The organism is Pseudomonas sp. 2FE, from assembly GCF_005503735.1.
Taxonomy (GTDB): domain Bacteria; phylum Pseudomonadota; class Gammaproteobacteria; order Pseudomonadales; family Pseudomonadaceae; genus Aquipseudomonas.
In genome coordinates, this window is record NZ_SCMO01000002.1 from 257,566 (window position 1) to 284,198 (window position 26,633).

Consider the following 26,633-nt stretch of genomic DNA (forward strand, 5'->3'; position numbering starts at 1 on the left):
ACATTTGGTGCGCGTGGCGCACCCTACGGACGCCACCCGTATCGGCCCGAGAAACAGGCTATTACGGGGCGCCTCACCCTTCGTCGGGTCTGCGGCAATGGAGTGCCGCTAAGCCGCGCCCGCGTTTCAGCAGACTGGGCCGCCTTTTGGCGGCTCAGGCATGCCTGCCTTCCAGCCATGCGTTCCAGACATGGCTCCGATGACAAACTTTCGATTGTTGCGCTGTCGGACGCGCCGCAGGATGACCGCGTCGACTATGCCGCGCCTTGCCGTGTTGGGCTGCTAGCGCTAGTTGAACGATCGAGTGCCGGGTGCGCATTCAGCCTGAGGCAAAGGTGCGACCACCCAAAGACTTACAAGAATAAAAGGAGTCAGAGATGGGCGAGTATGATCTGAACAGAAGAAAGTTCATTAAAACGGTGGGCGTCGCCTCGGTGGCCGCCGCCGCCCTGTCCATGCCCTTTATCCGGGCCAGCGGCAGCGACATGAAGTTTCATGGCAAGACCCTGCGTCTGCTCACCTGGTCCGACGACACCGGTCTGGCCGCGCTGCGCAATATCGCCGCCACCTTCGAAGCCAAGACCGGCGCCAAGGTGATCGCCGATCGTACCGGCAGCACCTCGGAGATGGTCGCCAAGCTCAAGGCCGGCGGCGACCGCCCGCAGTACGACATCATCACCCTCGCCGGGGTGGGCGCAGAAGGCCTGGCCAGCGCCGGCCTGCTGGAAAAGCCCGACCTCAACCGCATCCCCAACCTCAAAGACGTGCCGGCCCAGTACCAAACCGGCGCCAACGGCCATGGCATCGGCTACCTGCTCTGGTGCAACAGCCTGATCTACAGCACCCGCACCGTGAAAGAGGCGCCCACCAGCTACGCCGCCCTGTGGGACAAGGACATGGCGCCGAACATTTTCCTGCCGCCACCGAACTGGACCGAGGCCATGGACCTGATCATCATCGCCGCCAAGCTGGCCGGTGGTGACGAGCACAACATCGAGCCGGGCTTCAAGAAGCTCGCAGAGCTCAAGGATCGCGTGGTGACCCTGGGGGAAAACCCCAACCAGATCGCCGAGCTGTTCCGCACCGGTTCGCTGGACATGGGCGGCCTCTATGCACCGGCCTTCTTCCCCAAACAGATCCGCGATCCCGCCTACGGCATGGGCGCCACCTTCGGCATGCAGGAAGGCTTTTACACCGACCTGATGCTCTCGGTGATGCCCAAGTACCGCCCGGGTGATACCGAGCTGGCCTATGCCTTCATCGACCATTCGCTCGACCCGCTGGTGCAGGGCAAGATGGCCGAGGACATCTTCAACGGTCCGGTCAACGCCAAGGCGATCATCTCGGCAGAGGCGCGCAAGAGCCCGTACATCCTCACGCCGGAGCAGATCGCAGAGAAGGCGATCATGCACGACAACGCCTTCCTCGCCACCGTTCACGACCAGTGGATTCGCCGCTATACGGAAATCTTCTCTTCCTGATGTAAGCAATCACAGCGCGCAGACGGCCCCTGACCGCCTGCGCGCTGCGCGGCAATCTTCTGTTCTGATGAGATCACCGAAATGCAACACTCAACTCTGACCCGCCCGGTCGGCGCGGTGCCCCTGCGCCCGGCCAAGGCGATTTCCCCGACGGCGCGGGCCTGGCTGTTCCTCTCGCCGTCGATGCTGTTTCTCGTCGTACTGATTGCTGCCAGCCTGCTGGTACTGCGCATGAGTGTCGGCGTCAAAGGGGCCGAATGGACTGGCTTCAGTCTCGCCAGCTACGCGCAGCTGGCCGAACCCTACTACCTGAAATCGCTGCTGCTGACCTTGCGGTTGGCCCTCGTCAGCGCGCTGATCGCGGTGCTGCTGGCGATCCCGGTCGGCTACAGCATGTCGCGCTTGCAGTCGCCGCTGTTGCGCCGGGTGTTCCTCGCCGCGGTGCTGTTGCCGTTGCTGGTCAACCTGCTGCTGCAAAGCTACGGCTGGCTGGTGATCCTCGGCCCGGGCGGGATGCTCAACCAGGCGCTGATGGGCCTGGGCCTGATCGATCGGCCGGTGATGCTGCTCTACAACCAGACCGGCGTACTGATGGGCCTGGTGCAGACCGCCTTTCCGTTGGCGGTACTGCCTATCGCCAGCGCCATGCGCGGCGTTTCGCGCAGCTACGAGGAAGCCGCCGCCACCCTGGGTGCCAGCCGCCTCCAGGTGTTCCGCCAGGTGGTGTTGCCGATGAGCCTGCCGGGCATCATCACCGGCGCCACGCTGGTCTTCGCCTACAACGCCAGTAGCTTCGTGGTGCCCTTGCTGCTCGGCGGTCGGCGGGTGCCGATGCTGGCGGTGATGGTGCATGACCAGATCGCCCCGCTGATGAACTGGCCCGCCGCCTCCGCCGCCGGGATCGTGCTGATCGTGACCACGCTGGCGATCATGACCCTCTCCGAATTCGTGACCGGCCGTCGCCGCCGCATCCTGGAGGCTTCGCAATGAGTCGTCTATTCCGTAGCACCCCCACCTTGCCGGGTGACAGCGGCCGTTTCGCCATGGGCCTGTCCGGGTTCATCCTGCTGCTGGCCGTGCTGCCGATCCTGAGCATGATAGTGATGTCGTTCAGTGGCGCCTCGAACCTCGACTTCCCCCCCAGCAGCTACAGCCTGCAGTGGTACAGGGCGGCCTGGAACACCTTCGTCTCGCCGGACTCGAGCGACGTGCTCAGCCTCGGCCAGGCGCTGACCACCAGCCTGCTGGTGTCCTGCCTGACGATGGTCCTGGCCACCCTGATCGCGGTGCCGGCGGCCTATGCGCTGGTGCGCTGCGAGTTCCGCGGCAAGGCCGTGGCGATGCAATTGATGGCGCTGCCGTTGGTGTTCCCGATGGTGGTGCTGGGCCTCGCGCTGCTGCTGGTGTTCGAAAGCCTGCCGTTTCAGATGAACACCTCGCGACTGGTGATTGCCCACGTCATCCTCGCCCTGCCTTTCGTGGTGAAGAACTGCACCGCGGCGATGCTGTCGATCGGCAGCGAAGTCGAGGAGGCCGCGCAAATGCTTGGCGCAGCGCCGCTGCGGGCCATAGTCGACGTGGTTGTGCCGCTGATGCGCTCGGGCATCCTGGCGGGGATGCTGCTGGCCTTCATCGTCTCGTTCAACGAGTTCACCGTGACCTATTTCCTTTACACCATCGACGTGATGACCGTGCCGATCTGGATGTACAGCCGCACCGTGTCTTCCCTCGATCCGACCGTTTTCTCGTTCGCCGTGCTGATCGTGCTGATCGACTTCGCCCTGATCTGGGCGCTGGAGAAGCTGGTTGGTGAAGGTGGCGTGTCGTTCTAATTTTGAGGTGAAGCATGACTGGACTAATTCTGCAAAACGTCGAGAAGCACTACGGCTCGGCCTGCGCCGTGAAGGGCGTCAACCTGCACCTGCCCGAGGGCAAACTGGTGTGCTTCCTCGGCCCCTCGGGTTGCGGCAAGACCACGCTGTTGCGCATGATCGCCGGCCTGGAAAGCCTCAGCGGCGGTGAAATCCGCCTGGATGGCCAAGACATCGGCCACACCCCGGCGCACCAGCGCAACTTCGGCATGGTGTTCCAATCGCTGGCGCTGTTCCCGCACATGACAGTCGGGGAAAACATCGCCTATCCGCTGCGCCTGCGCGGGGTGAGCAAGGCGGATCAGCAGGCGCGGGTCACCGAGTTGCTGCAACTGATCCAGTTGCAGCAGATGGTCGACCGCCCGGTCGCCAAGCTGTCTGGCGGGCAACGCCAGCGGGTGGCGATTGCCCGGGCGATCGCCGCGCACCCCAAGCTGCTGCTGTTGGACGAACCCTTGTCGGCACTCGATGCCAAGCTGCGCGAATCCATGCAGGTGGAGATCCGCCAACTGCAACAGCGCCTGAATATCACCACCATCATGGTCACCCACGACCAGCGTGAAGCCATGACCATGGCCGATATAGTGGTGGTGCTCGGCGAGCATCGGGTGCAGCAGGTCGGCACGCCGATCGAGATCTACCGCAACCCCGCCAACGCCTTCGTCGCCGACTTCATCGGCACCGGCAATATCTTCCCGGCGACCGCGCTGGGCAATGGCCGGGTCGGCCTGCCAGGCGGCGCGGCGATCCAGGTGCCGATCTGCGCGAGCATCCAGGCCGGCGCCAACATCAAGATGCTGGTGCGCCCGGAAGACCTGCAACTGTCGCTGCCGCAGGCCAGTGCCGACAACCGTCTGCAGGGGACCGTGACCTTCGTGCGCGACATCGGCGCGACCATCGAAACCACCATCGAGTGTTCCGGGGTCTCCCTGACCGCGCTGAGCACGCCCTGCCAGGGCATCGGCCTGGCCATCGGCAACCCGGTGTCGGTCACCTTCCCGGCGCAGGCGTGCCGGGTACTGAGCGCCTGAGCCCAGGTGTTTGCAGATGGCCACAGGCTGTCTGCAAACACCTACTCTGCTGGCAACCCCTGGCAATGGAGACCCCATGAAGCTTGCTCTCGAAAAGCGTACCGCCCTGGTCTGCGGCGGCAGCTCCGGACTCGGCTTCGGCGTGGCGCTGGCCTTAGCGAAGGAGGGGGTGCGGGTCTGTCTGCTGGCGCGCAACCCGGCCAAGCTGGAACTGGCGGTCGCGCGCATCCGGCAGGCCGGTGGCGATGCCCAAGCCATAGTGGCCGACCTGAACGACGTCGCCGCCCTCGATACGGCGATCCAGCAGGTGCGGGCGGCCATCGGCGACCCCGATATTCTGGTCGCCAACAATGCCGGCCCGCCCCCCGCGGATGCGGCTGACCTCAACCCGCGCCTCTGGCACGAGCAACTCGACGCCCTGCTGCTCTGCGCCATGACGCTGACCAGCGCGTTTCTACCGGCCATGCGCCAACGTCGTTTTGGCCGCATCCTGATGATCTCCTCGACCAGCGTAACCGAGCCCATCCCCGGCCTGGTGCTATCCAGCGCCCTGCGCGCGGCACTGGCCAACTGGGGCAAGACGCTCGCGGCCGAGGTGGCAACCGACGGCGTCACCGTGAACACCTTGATGCCCGGCATGTTCTGGACCGAGCGCACCGAGAGCCTGATCCATAGCGCGGCGCAGAAAACCGCAACGCCGGTGGCCACCCTGGTGGCCCAGGAGCAGGCGGCGATCCCACTGGGGCGCTATGGCACGGCCGAGGAATTCGGCGCTATCGCGGCCTTCCTCGCCAGCCCGCTGGCAGGCTATGTGACCGGAGCGCTGATCCCGGTCGATGGCGGCTTGCTGAAGAGCTGATCGCCCCTCTAAGTAGCGGAGGCGTCGCTCACTGGATTCCCGCCTCGGAGGATCAATAAACGTAGGGTGGATAACGCTCTTTTTATCCACCCACTAGGCACCCTGGACTCCCCTATGGTGGAAAACCGCTTTGCGGTTTTTCCACCCTACACAACCCCACCCCTCATCCTCGCAATGCGGGGATCCAATAAAAAGCGTAAGCGGCTGAAAGCCGCCCGTCGGAAGCTCTTTCTCCCGGCGCACCCCTGCGCCAACGAAAGCCTGCTGAAAGCTTCGCCGCTTAGCATCCAGCCTCCCGCTACCAGCCGCGGGCCCCCAGAAAAAAAACAATCGGTGGTTTGTCATGTCGAGTTCCTGCTCTGTCCTGCTGCGCTGCACCCGCCTTTCCGATCCTCCAGGCCGCCCGTCCCGACCGCTGCCGTGCTGCCGCGCCCGTTGACCCGTACGTCACCCACTCGCCTGGAGTAATCCCATGCTGACCTTCCTCGGCTTCGCCATGGTCGTCACCTTTATGTACCTGATCATGAGCAAGCGCCTCTCGGCGTTGATCGCCCTGATCATCATTCCTATCGTTTTCGCCCTGGTCGGAGGCTTCGCCGCCGGGATCGGCCCGATGATGCTGGAGGGCATCAGCAAGCTCGCGCCGACCGGCGTGATGCTGATGTTCGCCATCCTCTATTTCGCCCTGATGATTGACTCCGGGCTGTTCGACCCGGCGGTGCGCAAGATTCTCCGGCTGGTCAAGGGCGACCCGCTGAAGGTCTCGGTCGGCACCGCGGTGCTGGCGCTGGTGGTGTCCCTGGACGGTGACGGCGCGACCACCTACATGATCTGCGTGGCCGCCATGCTGCCGCTCTACAGCCGCCTGGGCATGAGCCCGCGGATCATGGCCGGGCTGATCATCCTCGCCGGCGGGGTGATGAACATGACGCCCTGGGGCGGCCCGACCGCGCGCGCCGCCAGCGCCCTGCACGTCGACCCGTCGGCCATCTTCGTGCCGATGATTCCGGCCATGCTCGCCGGCGTCGTGGCGATCCTGCTGATCGCCTACCTCTATGGCAAACGCGAGCGCGCGCGCCTCGGCGAACTGCATCTGCCCGGCGATCAGATCGAGCACGGCGCCATCAGCGTGTCGCAATACCCGGACGCGCGCCGCCCACGGCTGATCTGGTTCAACGGCGCGCTCACCGCCGCCCTGATGCTGGCGCTGATTAGCGGCCTGCTGCCGCTGCCGGTGCTGTTTATGCTCGCCTTCGGCATCGCCATGATCGTCAACTACCCCTGCCTGCAGCAGCAGAAGGAGCGCGTCGCCGCCCATGCCGGCAACGTCCTGGCGGTGGTCGGGCTGATCTTCGCCGCGGGGATCTTCACCGGCATCCTCTCTGGCACCGGCATGGTCGACGCCATGTCGAAGAGCCTGCTGGCGGTGATCCCAGACGCCATGGGCCCGTATCTGGCGCTGATCACCGCCGTGGCGAGCATGCCGTTCACCTTCTTCATGTCCAACGACGCCTTCTACTACGGCGTCCTGCCGGTGCTCGCCGAGGCCGCCAGCCATTACGGCATCAGCCCGGTGGAAATGGCCCGCGCCTCGATCGTCGGCCAACCGGTACATCTGCTCAGCCCGCTGGTACCCTCGACTTACCTGCTGGTTGGCCTGGCCGGCATCGAGTTTGGCGAGCACCAACGTTTCACCCTGAAATGGGCAGTGCTGGTTTGTCTGTGTATCCTGTTCGCCGCGCTGCTGATGGGGATCTTCCCGCTGTTCGGCAGCCACTGACTAAATTGACTGCGCCACCGCAAGAGGAAGGTTTTACATGGAATGGCTGACCAGCCCGGAAATCTGGGTCGCATTTTTCACCCTGACGGCCCTGGAGATCGTCCTCGGCATCGACAACATCATCATGATCGCGATCCTGGTCGGCCGCATGCCGAAGGCCATGCAGCCGAAGACCCGCTTCTTCGGTCTGGCGCTGGCGATGGTCACGCGGATCCTGCTGTTGCTGTCGATCACCTGGGTCATGCGCCTGACCACCGACCTGTTCACGGTACTGGAACAGGGCTTTTCCGGACGCGATCTGATTCTGTTCTTCGGCGGCCTGTTTCTGCTGTGGAAGAGCAGCAGCGAGATCTACCAAGGCCTGGAAGGCGAGGACGAAACCCTCGATGAGCCCAAAGGCATGGCCGGCGGCTTTCTCGGCACCATCATCCAGATCGCCATCATCGACATCGTCTTCTCGCTGGACTCGGTGATCACCGCGGTCGGCATGGTCTCCAACGTGCCGGTGATGGTCGCCGCGATAGTCGTCGCAGTGCTGGTGATGATGATGGCCGCCGGCACCATCAGCGCCTTTATCGACAAGCACCCCTCGCTGAAGATGCTCGCGCTGTCGTTCCTGATCATGGTCGGTACCGTGCTGATCGCCGAAGCCTTCGATTCCCATGTACCCAAAGGCTACGTGTACTTCGCCATGGCCTTCTCGCTGGCGGTCGAAGCCATCAATATCCGCATGCGCGAAGCACGGGCGAAGAAGCAACAGCAAAGCGAGCCGGTGAAGCTGCGCAAGGATATTCCGGGCGAGTAAGCCGAACCTGCTGGAACAACGATGGGGCCCTGGTGGCCCCATTGTTTTGCTCACGTCGCTGCCGCAAAGGCCCGGATTGCGCTGCACCTAGCTGTTGGGGTCAGAACAAACTGAGCTGATCGCTCCCCGGCGCAACCGCCGCGGCCGAAGCACTGCGCGACGCAGCTAGCGCCGGGCTCAGCGCCAAGCGCTCGGCCAAGCCCGCCGCGCGCTCGGCGCGGGTGCTGACGGCTTCGGCGAGACGCGCCGGCAAGGCCCAGAGTTCAACCCTGTGCTTGGCCCGGGTGATGCCGGTGTAGAGCAGCGAGCGGGTCAGCAGTGGACTCGGGGTTTCCGGCAGGGCCAACAGCACCTCGGAAAATTCCGAGCCCTGGCTCTTGTGCACGGTCATGGCGAAGGCACTGTCGTGGCTGGGAAGGCGCGCGGGCGAGAAGGGCCGGAAGCTGTGCTCGGCCTCGCCGGCGCTCTCGAAATAGACCCGCAGGCCGTGTTCGCGGGCCAGGCAGATACCAATGTCACCGTTGAACAGGCCGAGGGCGTAATCGTTCTGGCGCACCATCACCGCCCGGCCAGGATACCAGCGCTCGCGGCTGGGCAGGCCGAACCGACGTTTGATCCGCGCCTCCAGCGCCTCGTTGATACCCGCCACGCCCCAGGGCCCTTCGCGCTGGGCGGTCAGCGCGCGAAAGGCATTAAAGGCCTGGAAGCTTTCCGTCGGATCGCCCGTGCGGGCGGCCGCCAGATAGGGCGCATACCCCTGCTCGAGGCGGTCGAGCAGGGCGGCCGGGGCCGGCTGGGATTGCCAGGCCAGATCCGCGCGGCCCTCCTTGAGCAGATTCAAGGTTCCGGCCGCATCGCCGCCGTTGATGCGCCGCGCCAGTTCGCCAATGCCGCTGTCACCGGCAAAGCGGTGGCTGTGGGTCAGCAACACCACGGCATCGCCGAGCCTGGAGCGTGGGGTCTGCACCGCCACCGACTGCCCGGTCAGGCGTTGCAAGGCGGCTGCGGTGTGCGCAGCGAAACCGCTGCCCTCGCACAGCTCGGCGAAGACCGCGCCGGCTTCGACGGCGGACAGCTGGTCCTTGTCGCCGAGCAGGATCAGTCGCGCATTCGCGGGCAGGGCGTCGACCAGCTTGGCCATCAGTGCCAGGTCGACCATCGAGGCTTCGTCCACCACCAACACATCCAGCGGCAACGGGCTGGCGGCGTTATGCCGCACCCGCGGGCTGTCGCCGCGGCTACCGAGCAGACGGTGCAGGGTGCGCGCCTCTTCCGGTAGCGCCGCCTTGATCGCGTCACTGACCGGCAGCTCGGCCTTGGCAGTGCGGATCGCCTCGGCCATGCGCGCGGCGGCTTTACCGGTGGGGGCGGCGAGGCCGATGGCCAAGCGTGAACCGCCCGGCTGTTCGAGCAGCGCCGCGAGCAGGCGCACCACTGTGCTGGTCTTGCCGGTGCCGGGGCCGCCGGAGATCACCGCCAGGTTGCGGCGTACCGCCTGGGCGGCGGCGAGGCGCTGCCAATCCGGCCCGACCTGGGCGCTATTACGGGCAAACAACCGGGTCAGGCCCTCGGCCAATAGCGTCTCGTCGATCTCCGGGCTGGCGCCCCCACGGGCGAGCAGTTGCTCCGCCAACTGGGTCTCGTAGGCGTGATAGCGGGCCAGGTAGAGGCGTTCGCCATCCAGAATCAGCGGTGCGAAGGCGCCGGGCAGGCCGACCAGGGAGCAAGCCGCCAGCTGCCCGCGCCAGTCGGCCAAGGCCGGCAGGAGCAGCCCGCCACCCGCATCCGGCCAGGCCCACTGCCCGGCCCAACGGCGCAATGGCAGGCAGACATCGCCCTCGCCCAGCGCGCCGCAGGTCAGCGCAGCTGCCGCCAGCACGGCTTCGCCGGCCTGGGGATCGAGGCGCTGCAGGCTGTCGACGAAGGCCCGCTCCAACGGGCCGAGGGGCAGGGCGGACAGGCTCATCGGCAGAACTCCCGGCATCGTCTGTAGGGCGTACTCGCCGCAGGCAGTACGCCATCAATCTGGCGGGCTGCCGCTGCGCGGCGAGGCCGCCCTACGGATTTCAGCCATGCGGCAGCGAACATCAAACACCCTCCTCGAACAGCCGATCCAGCGCATCCAGCAGCGAGTCGGCCGGACGCGAGAAATACACCCCGGCGCTCGGCATGCCGCGCAGGAACAGGTAATAGGCGCCGCCCAGCTGGTCGTCGTTGAAGTCCGCCAAGCGCTGGCGGAGGAAGCGCCGCAGCGCCACCAGATAGATCAGGTATTGCAGGTAGTAATGCTCGGCGGCCAGGGCCTGGATCAACCGCTCGCCGCCGTAATAGCTGGCGTCCGGGCCGAGCCAGTTGGATTTGTAGTCGGCGATATACCAGCGCCCCCGGTGCTCGAAAGTCAGGTCGATAAAGCCCTTGAGGAAGCCCTTGAGGCCGTCGAACTCCAGCCGCGCCGCCGCTTCCCGCATGGGGGCGGCTAGGCCATGCAGCGGGTCCGCCAGGATCGCCCGCAGGCGCTGCACATCCAGGTTGGCGACCGGGAAGGTAAAGCCCAGTTCCGGCAGGCGCCGGGCCGGGGCGAGGGCGGCCAGGGTCAGGCCCTGGCCATCCAGATCGCTGTCGAGCACCCGCTGCAGGTGCGTGGCAGCCAGCTCGGTCCAGTCGGTGGAGAGGCCGTGGGCCTTCAGCGCGTGTTCCACCAGTTGCGGCAGCTCGCCCTTGCCCCGTACCCAGTCCTCCAGCACGGCGTGCAGACAGGTACCGGCACGGGCACCACGGGGAAAGCCGAAGAAGCCGGCCCCCGGTTCGCTGGCATCCGGCATCACCAGGCCATCGCGATCCGGCGCCTCCATGTGCAGGCCGGCGGCCAGGCCGGAGAAGCTGCCGATGCGCCAGGCGCTGTGCAGACTGCGCTCGAAATGCGCCAGCCGGGCCGGCGGCTGCGCCCGCTGCTCACCTGCGGCGCTGGCCTCGCTGAGCAACAACGGCAGGCGGGCGAAGGTGCCGGCGCTGGTCGCAACCAGCTGATCCAGCTCATCCCGCAGGCTGGCGCCGCTGCGCTCGCTGAGGTGCGCGGCCAGCTCGGTCAGGGCGTCCGCACCGCCGAGATCGCGGCCATGCAGCAGCCAGGCGAGGGCGCTGCTGTGCAGGCCTTCTTCCGGTAGCAGCCCGGTCTTTTTCACCGGAGCCGGTACGGCCACTGGCCCCCAGTGCAGCCACAGGCGGTCACGGGCGCGGGTCAGGGCCACATAGGCGAGGCGCAGCTGCTCGGCGAAGACTTCCCGCCGGGCGCGCTGCAGGTGTTCGTCCAGGTTGGCGCTGCCCAGGTCGAGCAGCGGCTGGCCGTGCTCGTCGTGGCAGCTGGCGCTGTCCTTGTGCTTGCCGAGCAGCTTGCCGTTCCACAGGTAGGGGCAGAACACCAGGGGATACTCGAGCCCCTTGCTGGTGTGGATGGTGACTATCTGCACCCGTTCGGCATCGCTTTCCAACCGCAGCAGGGCGTCTTCACCGGCGCCTTCGCTGCCGCGCTGCGCGTTCAGCCACGCCAGCAGCGGCTCCAGGCCCGGTCGCCGCTGGCTCTCGGCCTGGAGCAACTCGGCCAGGTGCAGCAGATTGGTCAGGCGCCGCTCGCCGTCCGCCGCAGCCAGCAGGCGTTCGGCGACCCGTTCCTGATCCAGCCAGGCGCGGAAGGCGCGCATGAAACCCTGTTGCTGCCAAAGCTGGTGATAGAGCTCGGCGTCCTCGCGCTCGCGATCCCAGGCGCGCTCATCGTCCTGGCAGCGCGCCAGTTGCAGGGCGTCACGGCCCAGCAGGCGGGTCGACAAGGCATAGCGCAACACGCCTTCACGACCCGGTTCGGCATAGGCGGCGAGCACGGCGGACAGCTCGGCGGCTTCCTCGCTGTGCCAGACGCTCTGGTTGCCACGGCGCACGCTGGGTACGCCGCGGGCCACCAGTTCGGCGGCAATCTCCGCGGCCTGTCGGTGGTTGGCCACCAGCACGGCGATGTCGCCGCCTTTCAACGGCGTGCGTTGCTCGCCGTCCTGGAAGTAGGCCTGACCCTGGGCGCTGGCGGCCAGCAGGCCGGCGATGCGCTGGGCGCTGTCGACGGCCACTAGGCTGTCGGCGCGGCCCTTGTTCAGCTCCTCGTCACCCAGCCAGACCAACGCCAGTGGCGCGTCCTGCTCTTGGGTAGAGAGCGGCGGCAGCACCAATTGCGCCCGTGGTTTGACCCCGGCGCTGACCGGCGGATAGTTCAGCCCCTCTTCGGCAAAGGGCTGCGGGCGCGCGAACAACAGGTTGAGGGCGGCGATCAGCTCCGGCGTGGAGCGGTAGTTGAAGGGCAGGTCGTAGCAGCGTTCGGCGGCCTCGCGGGCCTTGAGGTAAGTCGCCAGGTCGGCACCGCGAAAGGCATAGATGGCCTGCTTCGGGTCGCCGACGAAACACAGGCTCGGGCTACTGCGCGAAGCGCTGCCTGCGTCAGTTTCTCGCTCAGACCTCGCGGTACTACTTGTACTGTCTCGGTCTTCGCTCGAAGCCTTGTGAAGGTCGTCCTGACCTTCACCCTGCGGGCCAGCAGAGCTGTCCAAATTCGCTCCCGGCGAATTTGTCCTTGCCAGCACGTCGCTCGCTACGCCCGAATTTACTGGGTAGATGCTGTCGAAAATCTCGTACTGCACCGGGTCGGTGTCCTGGAATTCGTCGATCAGCGCCAGCGGGTAGCGGCTGCGCAGGGCCAGCGCCAGAGCGTCGCCGGCCGGGCCGTGCAATGCTTCATTCAGGCGGTTGAGCAGGTCGTCGAAGGCGAGCATGCGCTGCGCCGCCTTGCGTGCTGGCAGCTCCTGGTTGAGCTGGTCGAGCAGGCGCACCTGCAAGGCGATCAGGCGTTTCTCACCGGCCGGCACGGCGGCCGCCAGGGCCTCGAGCAGGGCTTCGAAGGCCTCGGCGATCGCACTGCCGGGCGCCTCGAAGCCTTTCTTGGTGGCTTTGTGCAGGGCGCTGCTGGCGAGCTTTTCCAGCCCGGTCGGCACCTCGAACAGCGCGGCGGGGTCGGCGAAATAGCTGTCCAGCTCGCTCGACCAGAGCGGCAATTTAGCCAGCTTGTGGGTGCTCTGGCTGAGGCCGCCGTGCTCCTGCAATTGCTCGATCCAGTTGTAGCCCCGGCCTTGCCAGAGCCCGGCCGCGTGGGACCAGGCCTGGCTGGCGCCGGCCAGTTCATCGCCACTGCCGACAGCACCGACGGCATCCCTCGGTTCGATCCGCAGGTAAGGCTTACCCAGGTGCTGGCGCAAGCGCTGGCGCAGCACGCCGGGGGTGATTTTCTTCTGCGCCAGAAAGCGCGCCCAGGCCGGGTCGGCTTCGGCCAACTGGTGGCGCCAGGCATCGGTCAACAGCGCGTCGAGCACTTCGCGATCATCGTTGCACAGCTCGCTGTCGAAGTCGCCGCCGGCCTCGAAAGCCGCATCCTGCAAGGCGCGCTGGCAGAAACCGTGAATGGTGAAAATCGCCGCTTCATCGAAGCCGTGCACCGCCAGCAGCAAACGCCGGCGGGCAGCGTCGCCGGGGTACTGGGCGTGCAGGCGGGTGAGGAAGTCGTCCTGGCTCGGCGTGCCTTCGTAGACCGCCAGCAGCTCCGCCAGCCGCGCACGGATACGCTCGCGCAACTCGGCGGTGGCGGCGGTGGTGTAGGTGACCACCAGGATCTGCCCGACGCTCAGCTGCCGCTCCAGCAACAAGCGCGCGTACAACGCAGTCAGCGTCCAGGTCTTGCCGGTACCGGCGCTGGCCTCGATCAGTGAGCGGCCGGCGAAGGAGGAGGTTTGCAGGTCGAGGCTCATTCGTCATCCCCTTCATCCGCCGCCAGGGCTTGCAGGGCCGGCACGAACAGCGCCTCGGCCAGTTGCTCGAAGCGTTCGCCCAGCACCTCGCGGTCACGGAAAGCCAGGGCGTACCAGGGGTCCTGGGACTCGCCAGGGAGCGGGCTGAAATCCGCGCCCTCCCAAGCCAGCTGAGCCTTGCTGCGGGCCGCATCGAGGGGTTGTTTCTTGCCCGGCTTGAGCAAGCCTTCGGCAAAGGCGTAGCTGCTTTTCAACAGCACCGGCAAGGGCTCGCACAGCGCTTCGCGGTAGGCTTGCAGCCAGGGTTCCAGCAGTTCGGCCGGGTTGGCCTGGGGGCCGAGCTGCCAGTCTTTCGACGGTGAAATCAGCAGGCTTTCGCGGGCGATGCCGGCTGTGGCGCTGAGGTTGAGCAACAGGTGACGCAGCCAGAACGCCGGCAGATCCCAGGCACTCGGCGCATTCAGGCGCCAGTCGAACAGGCCGCTGGCGGTCACGCCCTCCAGCCAGCCGTGGATATGCACGCCCGCCAGCTGGATATCCACCAGCAAGGGCTGCGGCTGTTCCTCCGGGCGCGCCTCGAACAGCCGCGGGGCGAAGGCGCGCACCGGGCCGCGCAGCTTGCCCCACAGGGCATGGCCGAGCTCGCCGGTGGGTAGCCAGCCGGCGGCGCGGGCGACGTTACGCTCCTGGCTCTCTGACCAGTCACGCTCGACCGCATCCAGCGCCAGTTGGCGCAGGCCGCGCCAGGCCGGGCCTTCCAGCGCGAAGGGTTCATCGCTGGCCAGGGCCTCTTCGCGGTCCGCCAGGCGCAAGCCCAAACGCTGCTCCAGCAGGAAGCGCGCCGGGTGGCGGAAGCACTGCAACAGCTGCGACGGCTCTATGCTCAGCCAGGCCGCATCCGGCTCGGGTAGCCGGCTGGCGAAGGGCGCCGGGCTGAGTTGCGGCGGCGCGGCCAGGCGCTGGGCGGCGCGGAACCAGGGGGCGGCGAAACCGCTATGGGCGCCGGACTCGAAGTTACCGGGGGCGAAGGGCTGCAGCGGGTGCGCGAGGGTCAGCCGAGCGCTGGCCTTGCCGTCGGCCACCACCGCAGTCAGGTCGACGCATTCCAGCAGCTCGCTGACCAGCACCGAGGGCGGCCGCTCGGCGTTATTGCGTGGGTCGCGGCCCACGTAGCTGAGGTAGAGCGCGGCGCGGGCCGAGAGCAGGATCTCCAGCAGCAGATAACGGTCGTCCAGCCGCCGGGCACGGTCGCCACGCCGCGGCCGCTGGCTGATCAGGTCGAAGCCGGCGGCCGGCGTGCGCCGCGGCAGGGCGCCGTCATCCAGGCCGAGCAGGCAGACCAGGCGGAACGGCAGGCTACGCATCGGCACCATGGTGCAGAAGGTCACCGCGCCGGTGAGAAAGCCCGAGGCGCCGCTGCCTTGCTCCAGCGCCGCGCTGAGTTGCTGCCGCACCAGCGCCAGCTCCAGCGGCCGTTCGATACCGGCGGCCGTCGCCTGATCGCGCAGCGCCGCGCAGGCCTGGCTGAGCAGGAGCAGCGTGTCGCCGGCTTCGCGCTCATCGAACAGTCCGTCGATCAGCCCTTGCAGCGTGTCGGCCCAGGACGCCAGCGGTCGCGGGCGCTGCAGATCTTCAGCAAGACTAGATAGGCGCTGGACGAAGCCGGCCAGGCGCCCGAGCAGTTGCGCGCGGCCACCTTCCAGGGCATCCAGCGGCCAGCTGTCACCGAGCAGCGGCGCCGCGCTGCCCGCCAATTGCGGCGGCGCGGCAAAGCCGAGCAGCAGGCGATCCAGGCCCTGGCGCCAGGTAAAGGCGGCATCCGCCGGCAAGCCGAGCTGCTGGCGATGGTTGGCATCCCGGCCCCAGCGCACGCCGGCTTCGCGCAGCCAGTCGCGCAGCAAGGGCAGGTCTTCATTTTCGATGCCGGCACGGGCGGCAATCGCCGGCTGTTCCAGCCAGGTCAGAATTTCCTCGGCGGTGAAACGGCTCTGCTCCAGGGCCAGCAGGCTGAGGAAGGCTTCGATCAGCGGCACTTCCGCACGCAGGCTGCGGTCGGCCAGGCTGAAGGGAATGCGCGGAGCGCCTGTCTTCGAGGCGAACACCGCCTCGATATAGGGCGCGTAGCGTTCGATATCCGGGGTCAGCACCACCACCTGATCGGGCGTCAGGCCCGGCTCGGCCGCGAAGCGCGCGAGCAGCTGGTCATGGAGGATTTCCACTTCGCGCAGCGGCGAGTGGGCGATATGCACCTCCAGCGAACGGTCGTCCGCGCGCAACGCCAGGCGTTCCTCGGGCTTACGGGTACGCAGGCGCAGAATGTCGTTTTGCAGGGCGCGCAACACCGAGCTGTCATGCAAATCGGCGTCTTCCGAATAGAGGCCGAGCTCCTGGCTGCCCTCGGTGGCGGTCAGGGCGAACAACGCGTCGAAGAAGTCGCGGCCCTGTTTGCCGAGGCTGGCCAGTAACGGGTGGCCGACATCCAGATACCAATCATCGGGACTCAACTCTTGAGCGCCCGCTACGCTTGAGGGCTGCTGGGCCAACTCGCGGATATCACGGATATCCCCCCAGGCTTCGCGGCACGGGTTAAGCGCGCACACGACTATCTCTATATGCCGCGCCAGGCCTTCGAGCACGCGCATATGGTGCGGCGGCAGGCTGCTGATGCCGAATACCAGCAGGCGTTCGGGCAGGCCGGCGATGGGTTTATCATCGTGCAGGCGCCGTAGCAGATCCTCCAACAGCCGCGCCCGGTGCGGGTGGCCATCGGCGGTCAGCTCACGCCAGAGCAGCGCTTGCCAGTCTTCGTCGGGGCCCAGATCGACCCGCTCATTACGCTCCCAGGCGGCCAGCCAGTCGTCGCGATACAGCAGGTATTGGTCGAATACGTCGGCAATGCGCGCCGCCAGCGACAGCCGCCGGCGCTCATCGCCACCTGCGAGGTACTGCGCCAGCCGGGGCGCTCGCTCGAGGTTGCTCGGCGCGCAGAGCCAGTCGTACAGGCGCCAGCCCAGGGTGGTCGGCGAGAACGCCGACTGTTCCGGCAACTGGCCGAGCACCAGGCGCGACACTTCCCAGACGAATTTCGCCGGCAACTGGACGTCCAGCTGCATGGCGATGCCCTGCTTGCGCGCCAGCTCCAGGGTCAGCCAGCGGCCCATGCCCTGGCTCGGCACCACCACCAGGGCCGGCGCAAACGGCTCGCGCTGCGGCTGGGCCAGCAAGGTCGTGGCCAACTCGCCGAGGGTTTCCAGATCGGGGGCGTGGTAGAGCGTGAGCATGGGCAACGGCCGGTGGAATGGGTGGCGCCTAGGGTAGCAGGCGGGGGTAGCAGCCAACACGGCGACAACAGGGCGGGTTGGTTTTATCGGCACTCGGCGAAATACGGTCTACCCGTGCTCGTCATGCCCTGCAAACTTGAGCTATCCACAAAAGCTTAAGCCGCCCACTTCCTTCCCTGACTGGCGTAATCCAGCACCAGTTCGAAGACGTTGTCGCACTTCTCCTTGAACAACACCCGGTCATAGCTATCCGGCAGGTTGCTATCCAGCACTTGCTCAACGGCTGAGCGAACACTGCGCTTGGTCTGGCCATCCTTGAACCAGTCCTGCACCAAGACCTTGGGCTGGCCGTCCAGCAAGCGCTGCAACAGCGACTTAGCCGCCAGCTTCACCTTCTGGGTTTCCTCCTGGGTCATGCTGTCTTTTTTCAGTAAGTCGAACAGCTCCAGCTCGTCTTCGCTCAAGCCCTCGCGGATATGCCGGTCATCTTCGGCGCTCAGCGCTTCGAGATAACGCAGTAGTTCTTCGTGGTAGTCCTCCGTCGCCGAACCACCAGAGTTATAGCGATCGATGATTTCCTGCAGGCGCTGGGCGAAGTCGCTACGGGTTTTATTCACGGCCAGCATCTGCGCCACCTTTTGCTCCAGAAAGCCACGCAGGTCGGCGATCTCGATGTTCTTGTAGGCAGTCTGCTTGAACTCTTCGCGCAGTTTGTCGAAGTCGATCTTGCTCAAGTCCCAGGTGCGTCCCTTGCGCACAATCTGATAGGCACCCTGCGGCTCCTGCTGATGGAAGGTTTCGGCGTTATCCACCACCACGCTTTCATCCAGCAGTTCGTCGATGCGCCGGGTCACCCGGTCGATATCCACCTGCTCAACCAGGCTGTCGATCACCCCGCGTAGGTAGTCGAAAGCCGCCACCACGTGCACCAGACGGTTGCCGAGGATTTCCGGTTTGCACGCCTCATACAGGGCGGCAATGGTGTTCTGGTAAACGTTGAAGGTCTTACGCCATTCCTCGTTGCCAAGGAGGACGTCGGCGAACTCGTTGAAGCGGCTAAGGTTCTTGAAAATCTCCTCACGCCCCAGAACCTCTTCCAGGGCAATGCCGCGTTCGCGGCAGTAACCCAGGCCTTCGGCAATGGCATCGTCCAACAGCCCGCGCAATACGCTCTTGTCTTGCACCGGCGGCTCGTCCGTACCTTCTTCGCCCTGGGCGTAATCCTTCAGGGCCTGCTTCATATTGCGGAAGACGTTGTAGTAATCGACGATTTCGCCGTTGGTCTTATTCGTGCCGTTGATCTGGTGCGAGGTCACCCGGTTGGCGCGGGCGATGGTCTGCATCAGGGTGTGGCCCTTCATCGGTTTATCGAGATAGAGGCTGGAAACGGTCGGCGCATCGAAGCCGGTCAGCCACATGGCGCAGACGAACACCAGTTGCAGCGGGTGCTCGGAGTCCTTGAAGTTGTATTCGACATCATGACCGTGCTCGTCCAGCGCATTCATGCGCTGGCGGTGGCGGGCGATTTCCAGGCCTTGCAGCTTGAACTTCTCGTCCTCGCCGGCTTCCTCACTGACCACCACCGCCATCTGCACCTCGTGCATATAGGCGACAATATTCTTCAGCCTGGCCTTCTCCACCTCGTTGGGCGTGTCCTTGATCCGCCCGCGCAGGGCTTTCAGCTCTTCCTTCCATAGCCGCTGGACCTTGTCGTACATCTTCACCGCGGTGAACTTGTCCACCGCGATGATGATGCCCTTGCCCAGATAGCCGCGTCGGGGGAAGTGGTAGACGATGTCGCGGGCAATGGTTTCCAGGCGGTCGTCGCGCTTGATCACCTGCACTTCCTGGGCGAACTGGCGTTCGAGCTTTTCCTGCTGCGCCTCGTCGAGGTTTTCCTCTTCGAGGATCTGATAGAACTCCTCGCTGAGGTCATCGTTCTGGATCAGCACCTCGGGCACGCGCTTCTGGTAGAACAGCGGCACGGTGGCGCCATCGTCCATCGACTGCTGAAAGTTGTATTCGGAAACGTAATCGCCGAACCACTGGTTGGTCTTGCGCTCACGGCCCAGCAGCGGCGTGCCGGTAAAGGCGACGAAGTTGGCGTTGGGCAGGCCGGCGCGCATGTTTTCCGCCAGGCTCTTGTACTGGGTGCGATGCGCCTCGTCGACTATCACCACGATGTCGTCGCGCGCCGACAGCAGCGGGTAGGCCTTACCTTTGTCGTAGCGAAATTTCTGGATCAGGGTGAACACCAGGCGCTTGCTCTGGCCGAGGAAGGCACGCAGCTCCTCACTGTTCTTCGGCTGCGCGGCCTCGTGCTTCTGCACCGTGTCGGTATTGAGGAAGTTGCGGTAGATCTGCCCATCGAGGTCGTCACGATCGGTGACCACCAGAAAGGTGAAATGCCCAGGCAGTTTGCGCAGGATCTTCCGCGCATAGAAGATCATCGAAAAACTCTTGCCCGAGCCCTGGGTGTGCCAAAACACGCCGAGCTTGCCGCGCTTGTCCTTGCGCTGTTTGAAACGTTCGAAGGCGCGATTGACGCCGATAAACTGATGGTTCTGGGCGATGATCTTCTGCGTCTGCTTGTGGAACAGCAGGTAGTTTTCCACATAGTCCAGCAGCCGCTCGGGGGCGAACAGGCCGTCGATCACCCGCTCGATGCTGGTGCCCTGCGCCTTGATCCGCGCGCGGTCGAGCTTTTCCTTCTCGTCGTCCACCCGCAGCCAACTGAAGAAGTGCTCCCATTCGGCGGTCAGGCTGCCGACGCGGGTTTCCAGGGCGTTGCTCAGTACGCAGAAGGCGTTGGTCAGGAACAGCTGCGGGATGGTCTGGCGGTAACGCACCAGGTTGTCGTCGTAGGCATTGCGCACCGGCACATTGGAGTTTTTCAGCTCGATAAACACCAGCGGAATGCCGTTCACATAGAGCAGTACATCCGGGCGCTGGTACTTGTCGTTCACGCCCTTGATCCACAGCTGGGTCAAGGCGAGAAATTCGTTGTTGGCCGGATTACTGAAGTCGATCAGGCGCAGCTGTTCCTGCTCCCACTGGCCATTGTCACGCTGGTAACGCACCGCGATGCCATCGCGCAGCAGGCCATCCAGCTCACGGTTGGCGGCCACCAGGGTCATGGCCTGGCGACGTTCGGCGAACTGCGCCAGGGCCTGCTCCAGCTCCGCTTGCGGTATCTGTGGGTTTAGCCGCTGAGCGGCGGCTTGCAATCTGTCGCCGAGGATCACGTCGCGCTTGTCGTGGCGGCCGGAGCCGTCCTGCAAATCGCCGGGCTGCGCGGTCATGCAGTTGAGCAGCTGATAGCCATACTGCTCGTGCAGCCGGCCCAGCAGGGTGCGCTCGATATCATCCTCGGAAAACAGATTAGGCATGGGCTACTTCCTGTCGGGCCGCGGCGGCCTCGCGCATGCTGGGGGGAAACTGGATATCCAGTTGGTCGACGGGGAGTTTGCCGGAGATCAAACGCCCTAATAAAGCAGCACGGGATTGACTCAATCTTCTAGCTGATATCGACAGATTCAGGACTTGTGCCTTGATGCTATTAAGCATTTCCAGTCCAGTCGATAAAGAATCCGGAGGAATAAGAATGTCTATCGAATTCAAATGCTTCGCCCCAAGGTGCCCAACGGTGGCGCCCATAATCGTGGACTCAAAATGTTTCACTGGTGCTCGCAGTGCGTGCGAGAGATAAGCATCGATCAGAGCTTGTTTTGGCTTTACTCTACACACCCGCTGAACAAGATACGCCTCTTCTCCACTCCAATGATTCATATGGAACTCACCATCCATACCGATTAGCAAATCACCGTGATGAACAAGGAATTTGCTGTCTGCGACTTGGTCGGTAAAGTCCAGGGTATCTGAGTCTTTAATGTTTCTAATTCGGATAATTGGACGACCAATTCCATCCGAATTAAAGCGCGCCCCTTCGAAAGGAAATCCGTAAGTTATTGCTGCAATTTCGGGTAGCTTTTTCTGCACCCAACCTACCGGCACACCTTTATAAAACTCCGCCTGCTGATACCCCGGAAAGCGGAAGCGTACAAACCATTCGCGGTAAAGCTCTTCGGCCATTTTCTCCAGCAGTTCGATACGGCGACGATTGTTTTCGATCAGATCGTCATAGGTTGAGAGAATTGCCGCGATTTTCTGCTGATCTTGAAATGAAGGGATTTTAAACTTTATGCCCAGTAATTTTTCTTGGCTCAAGTTGTCTTGGGTTGTGCCCTGAGAAATACTTTGCATCTGTAGCTTGTAGGTGTCCAGGCAATACTTTATAAAGCGTACATCCGCAACATCTTTTTTTGGCAGGAATCCAATGATGCTATCAGGAAAGCATGCAGGGATTTTCAATATTGCAGTGTCTGCAATATTTGCCGCAATTGTTATGCAAAGAGTTCCCGGCTGCCACAGCTTGCTCTGCGCGAGCCCCCTTTCATTGTATGTCTGACTAAAGCTCGACAAGTAAAAATGCGCTGCTTTTACATCACCAGTTTGGATGAATGGGTAATCGCCGTCATATAGTGTCGGATCATTCCTTGGACGATGCTTAGACTTCCCCCTATTAATGGAGCCGATGTCTGCCAACGATTTAAATTGCTGCTCGTAGCTCTGCATCATTAACGCCTAGATCCATAATCTTTTATTTTCGAGACGGGTTGACTATTCATGCTTTGACTCATCATCCAACCGCTCCACCGTTTTCGGTAGTTTCTTGGCCTCGGCCGTATGTCGGCGCTCGATCTTTTTCAGGTCTTCGGCGGGCGGTAGCTGCTCGGGCACTATGCCGCGCTCGCTGAGCAGGGCGCGGACATCGGCGTTGTTCTTTACATGCTCGTTGGTGATGGCCCGCTCGCTGTCGAGATCGTCCTTGCGGATATTGAAGTTGGTGATTTCGTTGGCGAAGTCCTTGGCCTTGATGGTGATGGTCGGCAGAAAGTCGGCCAGCGGCCGGCTCTGCGGCACGCCGAGGCGCTCCTTCATCTGCTGGGTGCTGACGCCGCCGAACAGCGCCTGGTCGCCCCGGCTGCGGATTCGGGCGAAGCTCTGTTCCTCGCCCAAGCGTTCGTAGATCACGCTGGACAGCTGCTTTTCCGAGGCGGTGAGCTTCTTGCGCGCGGCCAGGCGTTCGCTTTCCGCCAGGCGCTGTTCGATCAGCTCCTGCTTGCGGGTTTGCAGGGCGAAGTAGGTCTGGGCAAAGGCGATGGGCTCCTTGCTCGGGTCGCCGTTCTGCGCGATCAGGTAGCAGGCGTAGCGGGTCAGGGCGATATCGTCGACGGCGCGCTGTGAGCCGGAACCGAGGCTGACCATTTTCGTGACATCACGAAAATGGTCGTCGACCAGGTTGCCCGCCGCTGTGCAGGAGGCCTTGGCCTTGTCGACGATCTTGGCGAAGTTTTCCCAGCGGGCATAACCGAGCACTGTTTGTAGCTCGCGGGCCAGCCAGAACTCGGTGGCGGTTTCCGCATGGCGCTGGACGATGTCTTCGAAGGCGGCATGCAGTTTGACGATCAAATCCTTTTTCATAAGTAACGCTCCTTGTGGCTACGACCTAAGACTGGCAGCACCGCTCAGACCTCGCCAGTCAGTTGGCGGATGTTGTGGGCGATCACCGCCTCCAGCTCGCGGGCTTCGCCGTTCAGGCGGGTCAGCTCGTCGTTCATGGCCAGCAGGCCGTCGATAAATTCTTCTTCGGTCTTGCCGTCTTCCTCGATCACCACGCCGACATAGCGGCCGGGGTTGAGCGAGTAGTCCTGCTCCTTCACCTCTTCCGGTGTGGCCAGCTTGCACAGGCCGGTGACGTCCTCGTACTGGGCGGTGGGGAAGCGCTCCTGCAGCCAGTGGATGTGCTGGAAGTAGCTTTGCGCGCCTTTCACTTCGCCATGCAGCTTTTCCAGGGCGGTTTTCAGCGCCTTGGTTTCTCGGTCGGTGCTGCCGCGTTTACCTTCGGCCTTGGCGGCGTCGGCCAGGCGTTTCTCATGCTGGCGCACGGCCTTATCCAGGCGCTTGAGGTTGGCATGCAGGGCGGCGAAGAAGGGGTCGAAGGTTTCGCGCAGGGCATGCTGGGCCTGGTTCTTGGCATCCACCTCGGCATCGTGCAGGTGCTTGGCCTGGTAGGCGGCATAGGCATCCTGCAGCGGTTTCAGCTCGACCCACTGTTCGCGCAGGGCCTGCACCGCCGCGCGGCCTTCGGCTTCTTGCAGCATATCCAGCAGCTGCTCGGACAACGGCTGGATATGCGGCTGGTTTTCCACCAGACGCGCCACGCCGGCGGCGAAGTAACGGTCGATCAGGTGGACGAACTCATCACGCTGGCCGCGATGCAATTTGCTGATGATGGCGATGTTCTGCACTTGCTCGTCATTCAGCTCGCGCAGAGAGCGGGTGAGCTGAGTGAAGATATTGCGCGCGTCGATAAACAGGATGCGCTGGTCCTGCTTGGCCTTGTCGAAGAACCACAAGGTGGCCGGCAGGGTGACGGTGTAGAACAGGTTCGACGGCAGGCTGAGCATGGCGTAGATCAGGTTGTTCTCAATCAACGTCTGGCGAATCTCGGCCTCGGAATGGCGGGCGTCGGAGGCCGAATTGGCCATTACCAACGCGGCGCGGCCCTTGGGCTTGAGCGAGGTGGCGAACAGGTTGATCCACAGGTAGTTGCCGTTGGGCACGGTTTCCTTGCCCTCGTCGCCCTTCTTCGCCTTGGATTTGTTGCGCGGGATGCCGTAGGTGTTGAAGCGGCGGTCGTTCTCCACCGAGGCCAGGGATACGTCGTCGACGTTGAACGGTGGATTGGCCATCACGTAGTCGAACTGGCCGAAGCTGTTGTGTGGGTCTTCGTAATAACTGTTGGCCTGCATGATGGTGCCACGCAGGCCGTTGACCGCCAGGTTCATCTTGGCCAGCTTGACGGTTTCCAGGGTCTTTTCCTGGCCGTAGACGTAGATATCGCCGTCATTGGCGTGATTGGCATCCGCACGGTGCTGTTCGATGAACTGCGCAGACTGGACGAACATGCCCGCAGAGCCGCAGGCGGGGTCGTAGACCTTGCCGCCGTGGGGTTCGATGATTTCCACCATCAGCTTGACCACCGAGCGCGGGGTGAAGAACTCACCGCCACCCTGGCCTTCGGAAAGGGCGAACTCGGCGAGAAAGTATTCGTAGATCTGGCCGAAAATATCGCCGGTGGCATTCTGGGGAATGTCGTTGAAGGTACGCAGCAGTTCCTTGGGGATGCCCTTGTTCTGCGCCGAGCGGGTTAGGCGGAAGTACTCGTCCTGCGGCAGTACGCCCTGCAGTTCGGGTTTGTACTCCTCGATGGCCTTCATCGCCTCCTTGATTGCCTTGGCGATGTCCTTGCTGTCTTCCAGGTTGAGCAGGTAGTCGTAACGGGCGTGGTCGGGCAAGTAGAAGCCGCATTTTTCGATGGCGATATCCGCCAGCGACTTCTCCAGGCGGGTGTCCTTGAAGGCAAGAAAGTCGCGGTGGATGGCCTTCTCGTGTTGTTTGAACTTGTTGTCGGCGAACTTGAGGAAGATCAGCCCCAGCACCGGGGTGGAGTATTCACTGGCCTTGAGGTCGGAGTTGGCGCGCAGGTTATCGGCGGCGCGCCAGAGGTCGGCTTCGAGTTTCTGCAACTGCTCTTTGGTCATCGGGTTCTGCTTAGAGGTTCATGAGTGCGAGGGGCGCGCAAATTGCGACAGTATTCCAAGAGGCAGGCAAGGGCACCAGCGCAAATTCATTCGTTACAATCTCTGGCGCCGGTGGCAATCGCCAACTAAAGCTAAAGACAGGCCTGCGAGAAATAGCCGAACAAGTACCCATTCTCGCCAGTCCATTACTTATACGCGGCGCCCGCCCGACCCATCGCTGCCGAGCCAGAGCGCCGCCTACGTCAATGCCGAAGGCTGCCAGGGAGGCCGCACCGATGCTGACCCTGCTCAACCTGCTGTCTGCCGTCGCCTTACTGATCTGGGGCACCCATATCGTCCGCACCGGCATCCTGCGGGTGTACGGTTCGCACCTGCGCAAGGTGCTCAGCCACAACATGAACCAGCGGCCGCTGGCCTTTGCCGCCGGCATCGGCGTCACCGCGCTGGTGCAGAGCAGCAACGCCACGGCCTTGCTGGTCACCTCGTTCGTCGCCCAGGGTTTGATGGCACTGACCCCGGCGCTGGCGATCATGCTCGGTGCCGATGTCGGCACGGCCTTGATGGCGCGGGTGCTGACCTTCGACCTGTCGTGGCTGTCGCCGCTGCTGATTTTCCTCGGGGTGATCTTCTTCCTGTCGCGCAAACAAACCCGCGCCGGCCAGTTGGGGCGGGTAGCGATCGGGCTCGGGCTGATCATTCTGGCGCTGGAGTTGATAGTCAGTGCCGCCACGCCCATCACCGAGGCCAAGGGCATCAAGGTGCTGTTCGCCTCGCTGACCGGCGACCTGCTGCTGGATGCGCTGGTCGGCGCGCTGTTCGCGCTGATTTCCTATTCCAGCCTGGCGGCGGTGCTGCTCACCGCGACGCTGGCCGGCGCCGGGTTGATCAGTTTGCCGGTGGCCATCGGCCTGGTGATCGGCGCCAATATCGGCAGCGGCATCCTGGCCTTTCTCAGCACCAGCATGCAGACCCCGGCGGGCCGCCGGGTCGCCCTCGGCAGCCTGCTCTACAAGGCGATCGGCCTGCTGCTGATCATCCCCGTGCTCGACCCGCTGGTGCATTGGCTGGCCAGCCTGAAGCTGAGTCCGCAGGGCCTGGTGATCGGCTTTCACCTGCTCTACAACAGCCTGCGCTGCCTGCTGCTGTTGCCCAGCGTCGGGCACATGGCGCGCTTCTGCAACTGGCTGTTGCCCGAGCAGGCGCTGGACAACGGCGTGGCCAAGCCGCGCCACCTCGACCCGACGGCGCTGGACACGCCAAGCCTGGCGCTGGCCAATGCGGTACGCGAGACCCTGCGCATTGGCGACCTGATCGACACCATGTTGGGCAACCTGCTGCAAGTGCTGCGCGGCCAGCAAGCGGCGCTGAGCAAGGAGCTGCGGCGCCTGGACGAGGATGTCGATGCGCTCTACAGCGCGGTCAAACTGTACCTCGCGCAGGTGCCCGGCGAGGTGCTGGGCGAGCATGATCGGCGCCGCTGGGCGGAGATCATCGAGCTGAGCATCAACCTGCAACAGGCCGGCGACATCATCGAGCGCATGCTCGGCAAGGTGCAGGACCAGAAAACCGCCCAGCGCCACTCGTTCTCCGACAGCGGCCTGGAGGAACTGGCCAGCCTGCACCTGCAACTGATGGCCAACCTGCGCCTGGGCCTCTCGGTGTTCCTCTCCGGCGATGCGGAAAGTGCCCGCCAACTGCTGCGCGAGAAGCGCCGCTTCCGCGCCCAGGAGCGGCGCCTGGCGCACTCCCACGTCAATCGCCTGCATCGCCAGGTGGTGCAGAGCATCGAGACCAGCTCGCTGCACCTGGAACTGATCGCCGATATGAAGCGGCTCAACTCGCTGTTCTGCGGCAGCGCCTATGCGGTGCTGGAGGCCCAGGAGGCCGGGGCGCTGGCGGATACGGCGCTGCTGGATGAAATCCACTCGCCATGAACCCAACAGCGCTCGGCTCGCTCGGCGCTGCCGCGTAAACAAACTATGGCATCTCCGCCGCCTGAGTGACCGGCGGGCCAGCAACAT

15 protein-coding genes are annotated in these 26,633 nt (G+C 64.1%); 8 read left to right on the forward strand and 7 right to left on the reverse strand.

Going from position 1 to position 26,633, the window contains the following annotated elements; genetic code table 11:
• The first annotated feature begins 377 nt into the window (after positions 1-377).
• From FFS12_RS06300 to FFS12_RS06330, 7 genes are all read left to right on the forward strand, one after another.
• Positions 378-1,481, forward strand: coding sequence for an ABC transporter substrate-binding protein (locus FFS12_RS06300; protein ID WP_137886051.1), 1,104 nt, complete (start codon positions 378-380; stop codon positions 1,479-1,481).
• A gap of 81 nt (positions 1,482-1,562) precedes the next feature.
• Complete coding sequence (locus FFS12_RS06305; RefSeq protein WP_137886052.1) at positions 1,563-2,471, forward strand: ABC transporter permease; 909 nt, start codon at positions 1,563-1,565, stop codon at positions 2,469-2,471.
• A complete protein-coding gene (locus FFS12_RS06310) occupies positions 2,468-3,313 on the forward strand; it encodes an ABC transporter permease (protein WP_137886053.1) in 846 nt (281 codons plus the stop codon). The genes FFS12_RS06305 and FFS12_RS06310 overlap by 4 nt, the downstream gene beginning before the upstream one ends.
• A 14-nt stretch (positions 3,314-3,327) precedes the next feature.
• Positions 3,328-4,383 carry an ABC transporter ATP-binding protein gene (locus FFS12_RS06315; protein ID WP_137886054.1) on the forward strand — a complete coding sequence of 352 codons (1,056 nt, stop codon included), beginning with the start codon at positions 3,328-3,330 and terminating at the stop codon, positions 4,381-4,383.
• A gap of 76 nt (positions 4,384-4,459) precedes the next feature.
• A complete protein-coding gene (locus FFS12_RS06320; protein ID WP_137886055.1) occupies positions 4,460-5,242 on the forward strand; it encodes an SDR family oxidoreductase in 783 nt (260 codons plus the stop codon).
• Between the two features lie 472 nt (positions 5,243-5,714).
• Positions 5,715-7,022, forward strand: coding sequence for a CitMHS family transporter (locus FFS12_RS06325; RefSeq protein WP_137886056.1), 1,308 nt, complete (start codon positions 5,715-5,717; stop codon positions 7,020-7,022).
• A 37-nt stretch (positions 7,023-7,059) separates the two neighbouring features.
• Positions 7,060-7,827, forward strand: a complete 768-nt coding sequence (locus tag FFS12_RS06330; protein ID WP_137886057.1) for a TerC family protein — start codon at positions 7,060-7,062, stop codon at positions 7,825-7,827.
• Positions 7,828-7,927: 100 nt separating this feature from the next.
• Here the strand turns inward: FFS12_RS06330 and recD are convergent, their stop codons facing one another.
• The 7 genes from recD to FFS12_RS06365 all read right to left on the reverse strand — a co-directional run bounded on the left by recD (position 7,928) and on the right by FFS12_RS06365 (position 24,612).
• On the reverse strand, positions 7,928-9,793 hold the full coding sequence (gene recD, locus FFS12_RS06335; RefSeq protein WP_137886058.1) for an exodeoxyribonuclease V subunit alpha: 1,866 nt from the start codon (positions 9,791-9,793) through the stop codon (positions 7,928-7,930).
• A gap of 121 nt (positions 9,794-9,914) precedes the next feature.
• On the reverse strand, positions 9,915-13,664 hold the full coding sequence (locus FFS12_RS06340) for a UvrD-helicase domain-containing protein (RefSeq protein ID WP_256657285.1): 3,750 nt from the start codon (positions 13,662-13,664) through the stop codon (positions 9,915-9,917).
• Positions 13,661-16,945 (reverse strand): exodeoxyribonuclease V subunit gamma, encoded by a 3,285-nt coding sequence (recC, locus tag FFS12_RS06345; RefSeq protein WP_137886059.1) that lies wholly within the window; start codon positions 16,943-16,945, stop codon positions 13,661-13,663. The genes FFS12_RS06340 and recC overlap by 4 nt, the downstream gene beginning before the upstream one ends.
• Positions 16,946-17,100: 155 nt before the next feature.
• On the reverse strand, positions 17,101-20,334 hold the full coding sequence (locus FFS12_RS06350) for a type I restriction endonuclease subunit R (protein WP_137886060.1): 3,234 nt from the start codon (positions 20,332-20,334) through the stop codon (positions 17,101-17,103).
• Positions 20,327-21,583, reverse strand: a complete 1,257-nt coding sequence (locus FFS12_RS06355; protein ID WP_218568963.1) for a restriction endonuclease subunit S — start codon at positions 21,581-21,583, stop codon at positions 20,327-20,329. Before FFS12_RS06355 ends, FFS12_RS06350 begins: the two co-directional genes overlap by 8 nt.
• A gap of 42 nt (positions 21,584-21,625) precedes the next feature.
• A complete protein-coding gene (gene dinD / locus FFS12_RS06360) occupies positions 21,626-22,489 on the reverse strand; it encodes a DNA damage-inducible protein D (protein WP_137886061.1) in 864 nt (287 codons plus the stop codon).
• Between the two features lie 44 nt (positions 22,490-22,533).
• Positions 22,534-24,612 carry a class I SAM-dependent DNA methyltransferase gene (locus FFS12_RS06365; RefSeq protein ID WP_137886062.1) on the reverse strand — a complete coding sequence of 693 codons (2,079 nt, stop codon included), beginning with the start codon at positions 24,610-24,612 and terminating at the stop codon, positions 22,534-22,536.
• Between the two features lie 275 nt (positions 24,613-24,887).
• On the opposite strand from FFS12_RS06365, the gene FFS12_RS06370 reads away from it, so the two are divergent.
• Positions 24,888-26,546: a Na/Pi cotransporter family protein gene (locus FFS12_RS06370; RefSeq protein ID WP_137886063.1), complete on the forward strand. Its 1,659-nt coding sequence runs from the start codon at positions 24,888-24,890 to the stop codon at positions 26,544-26,546.
• The last annotated feature ends 87 nt before the right edge of the window (positions 26,547-26,633 follow it).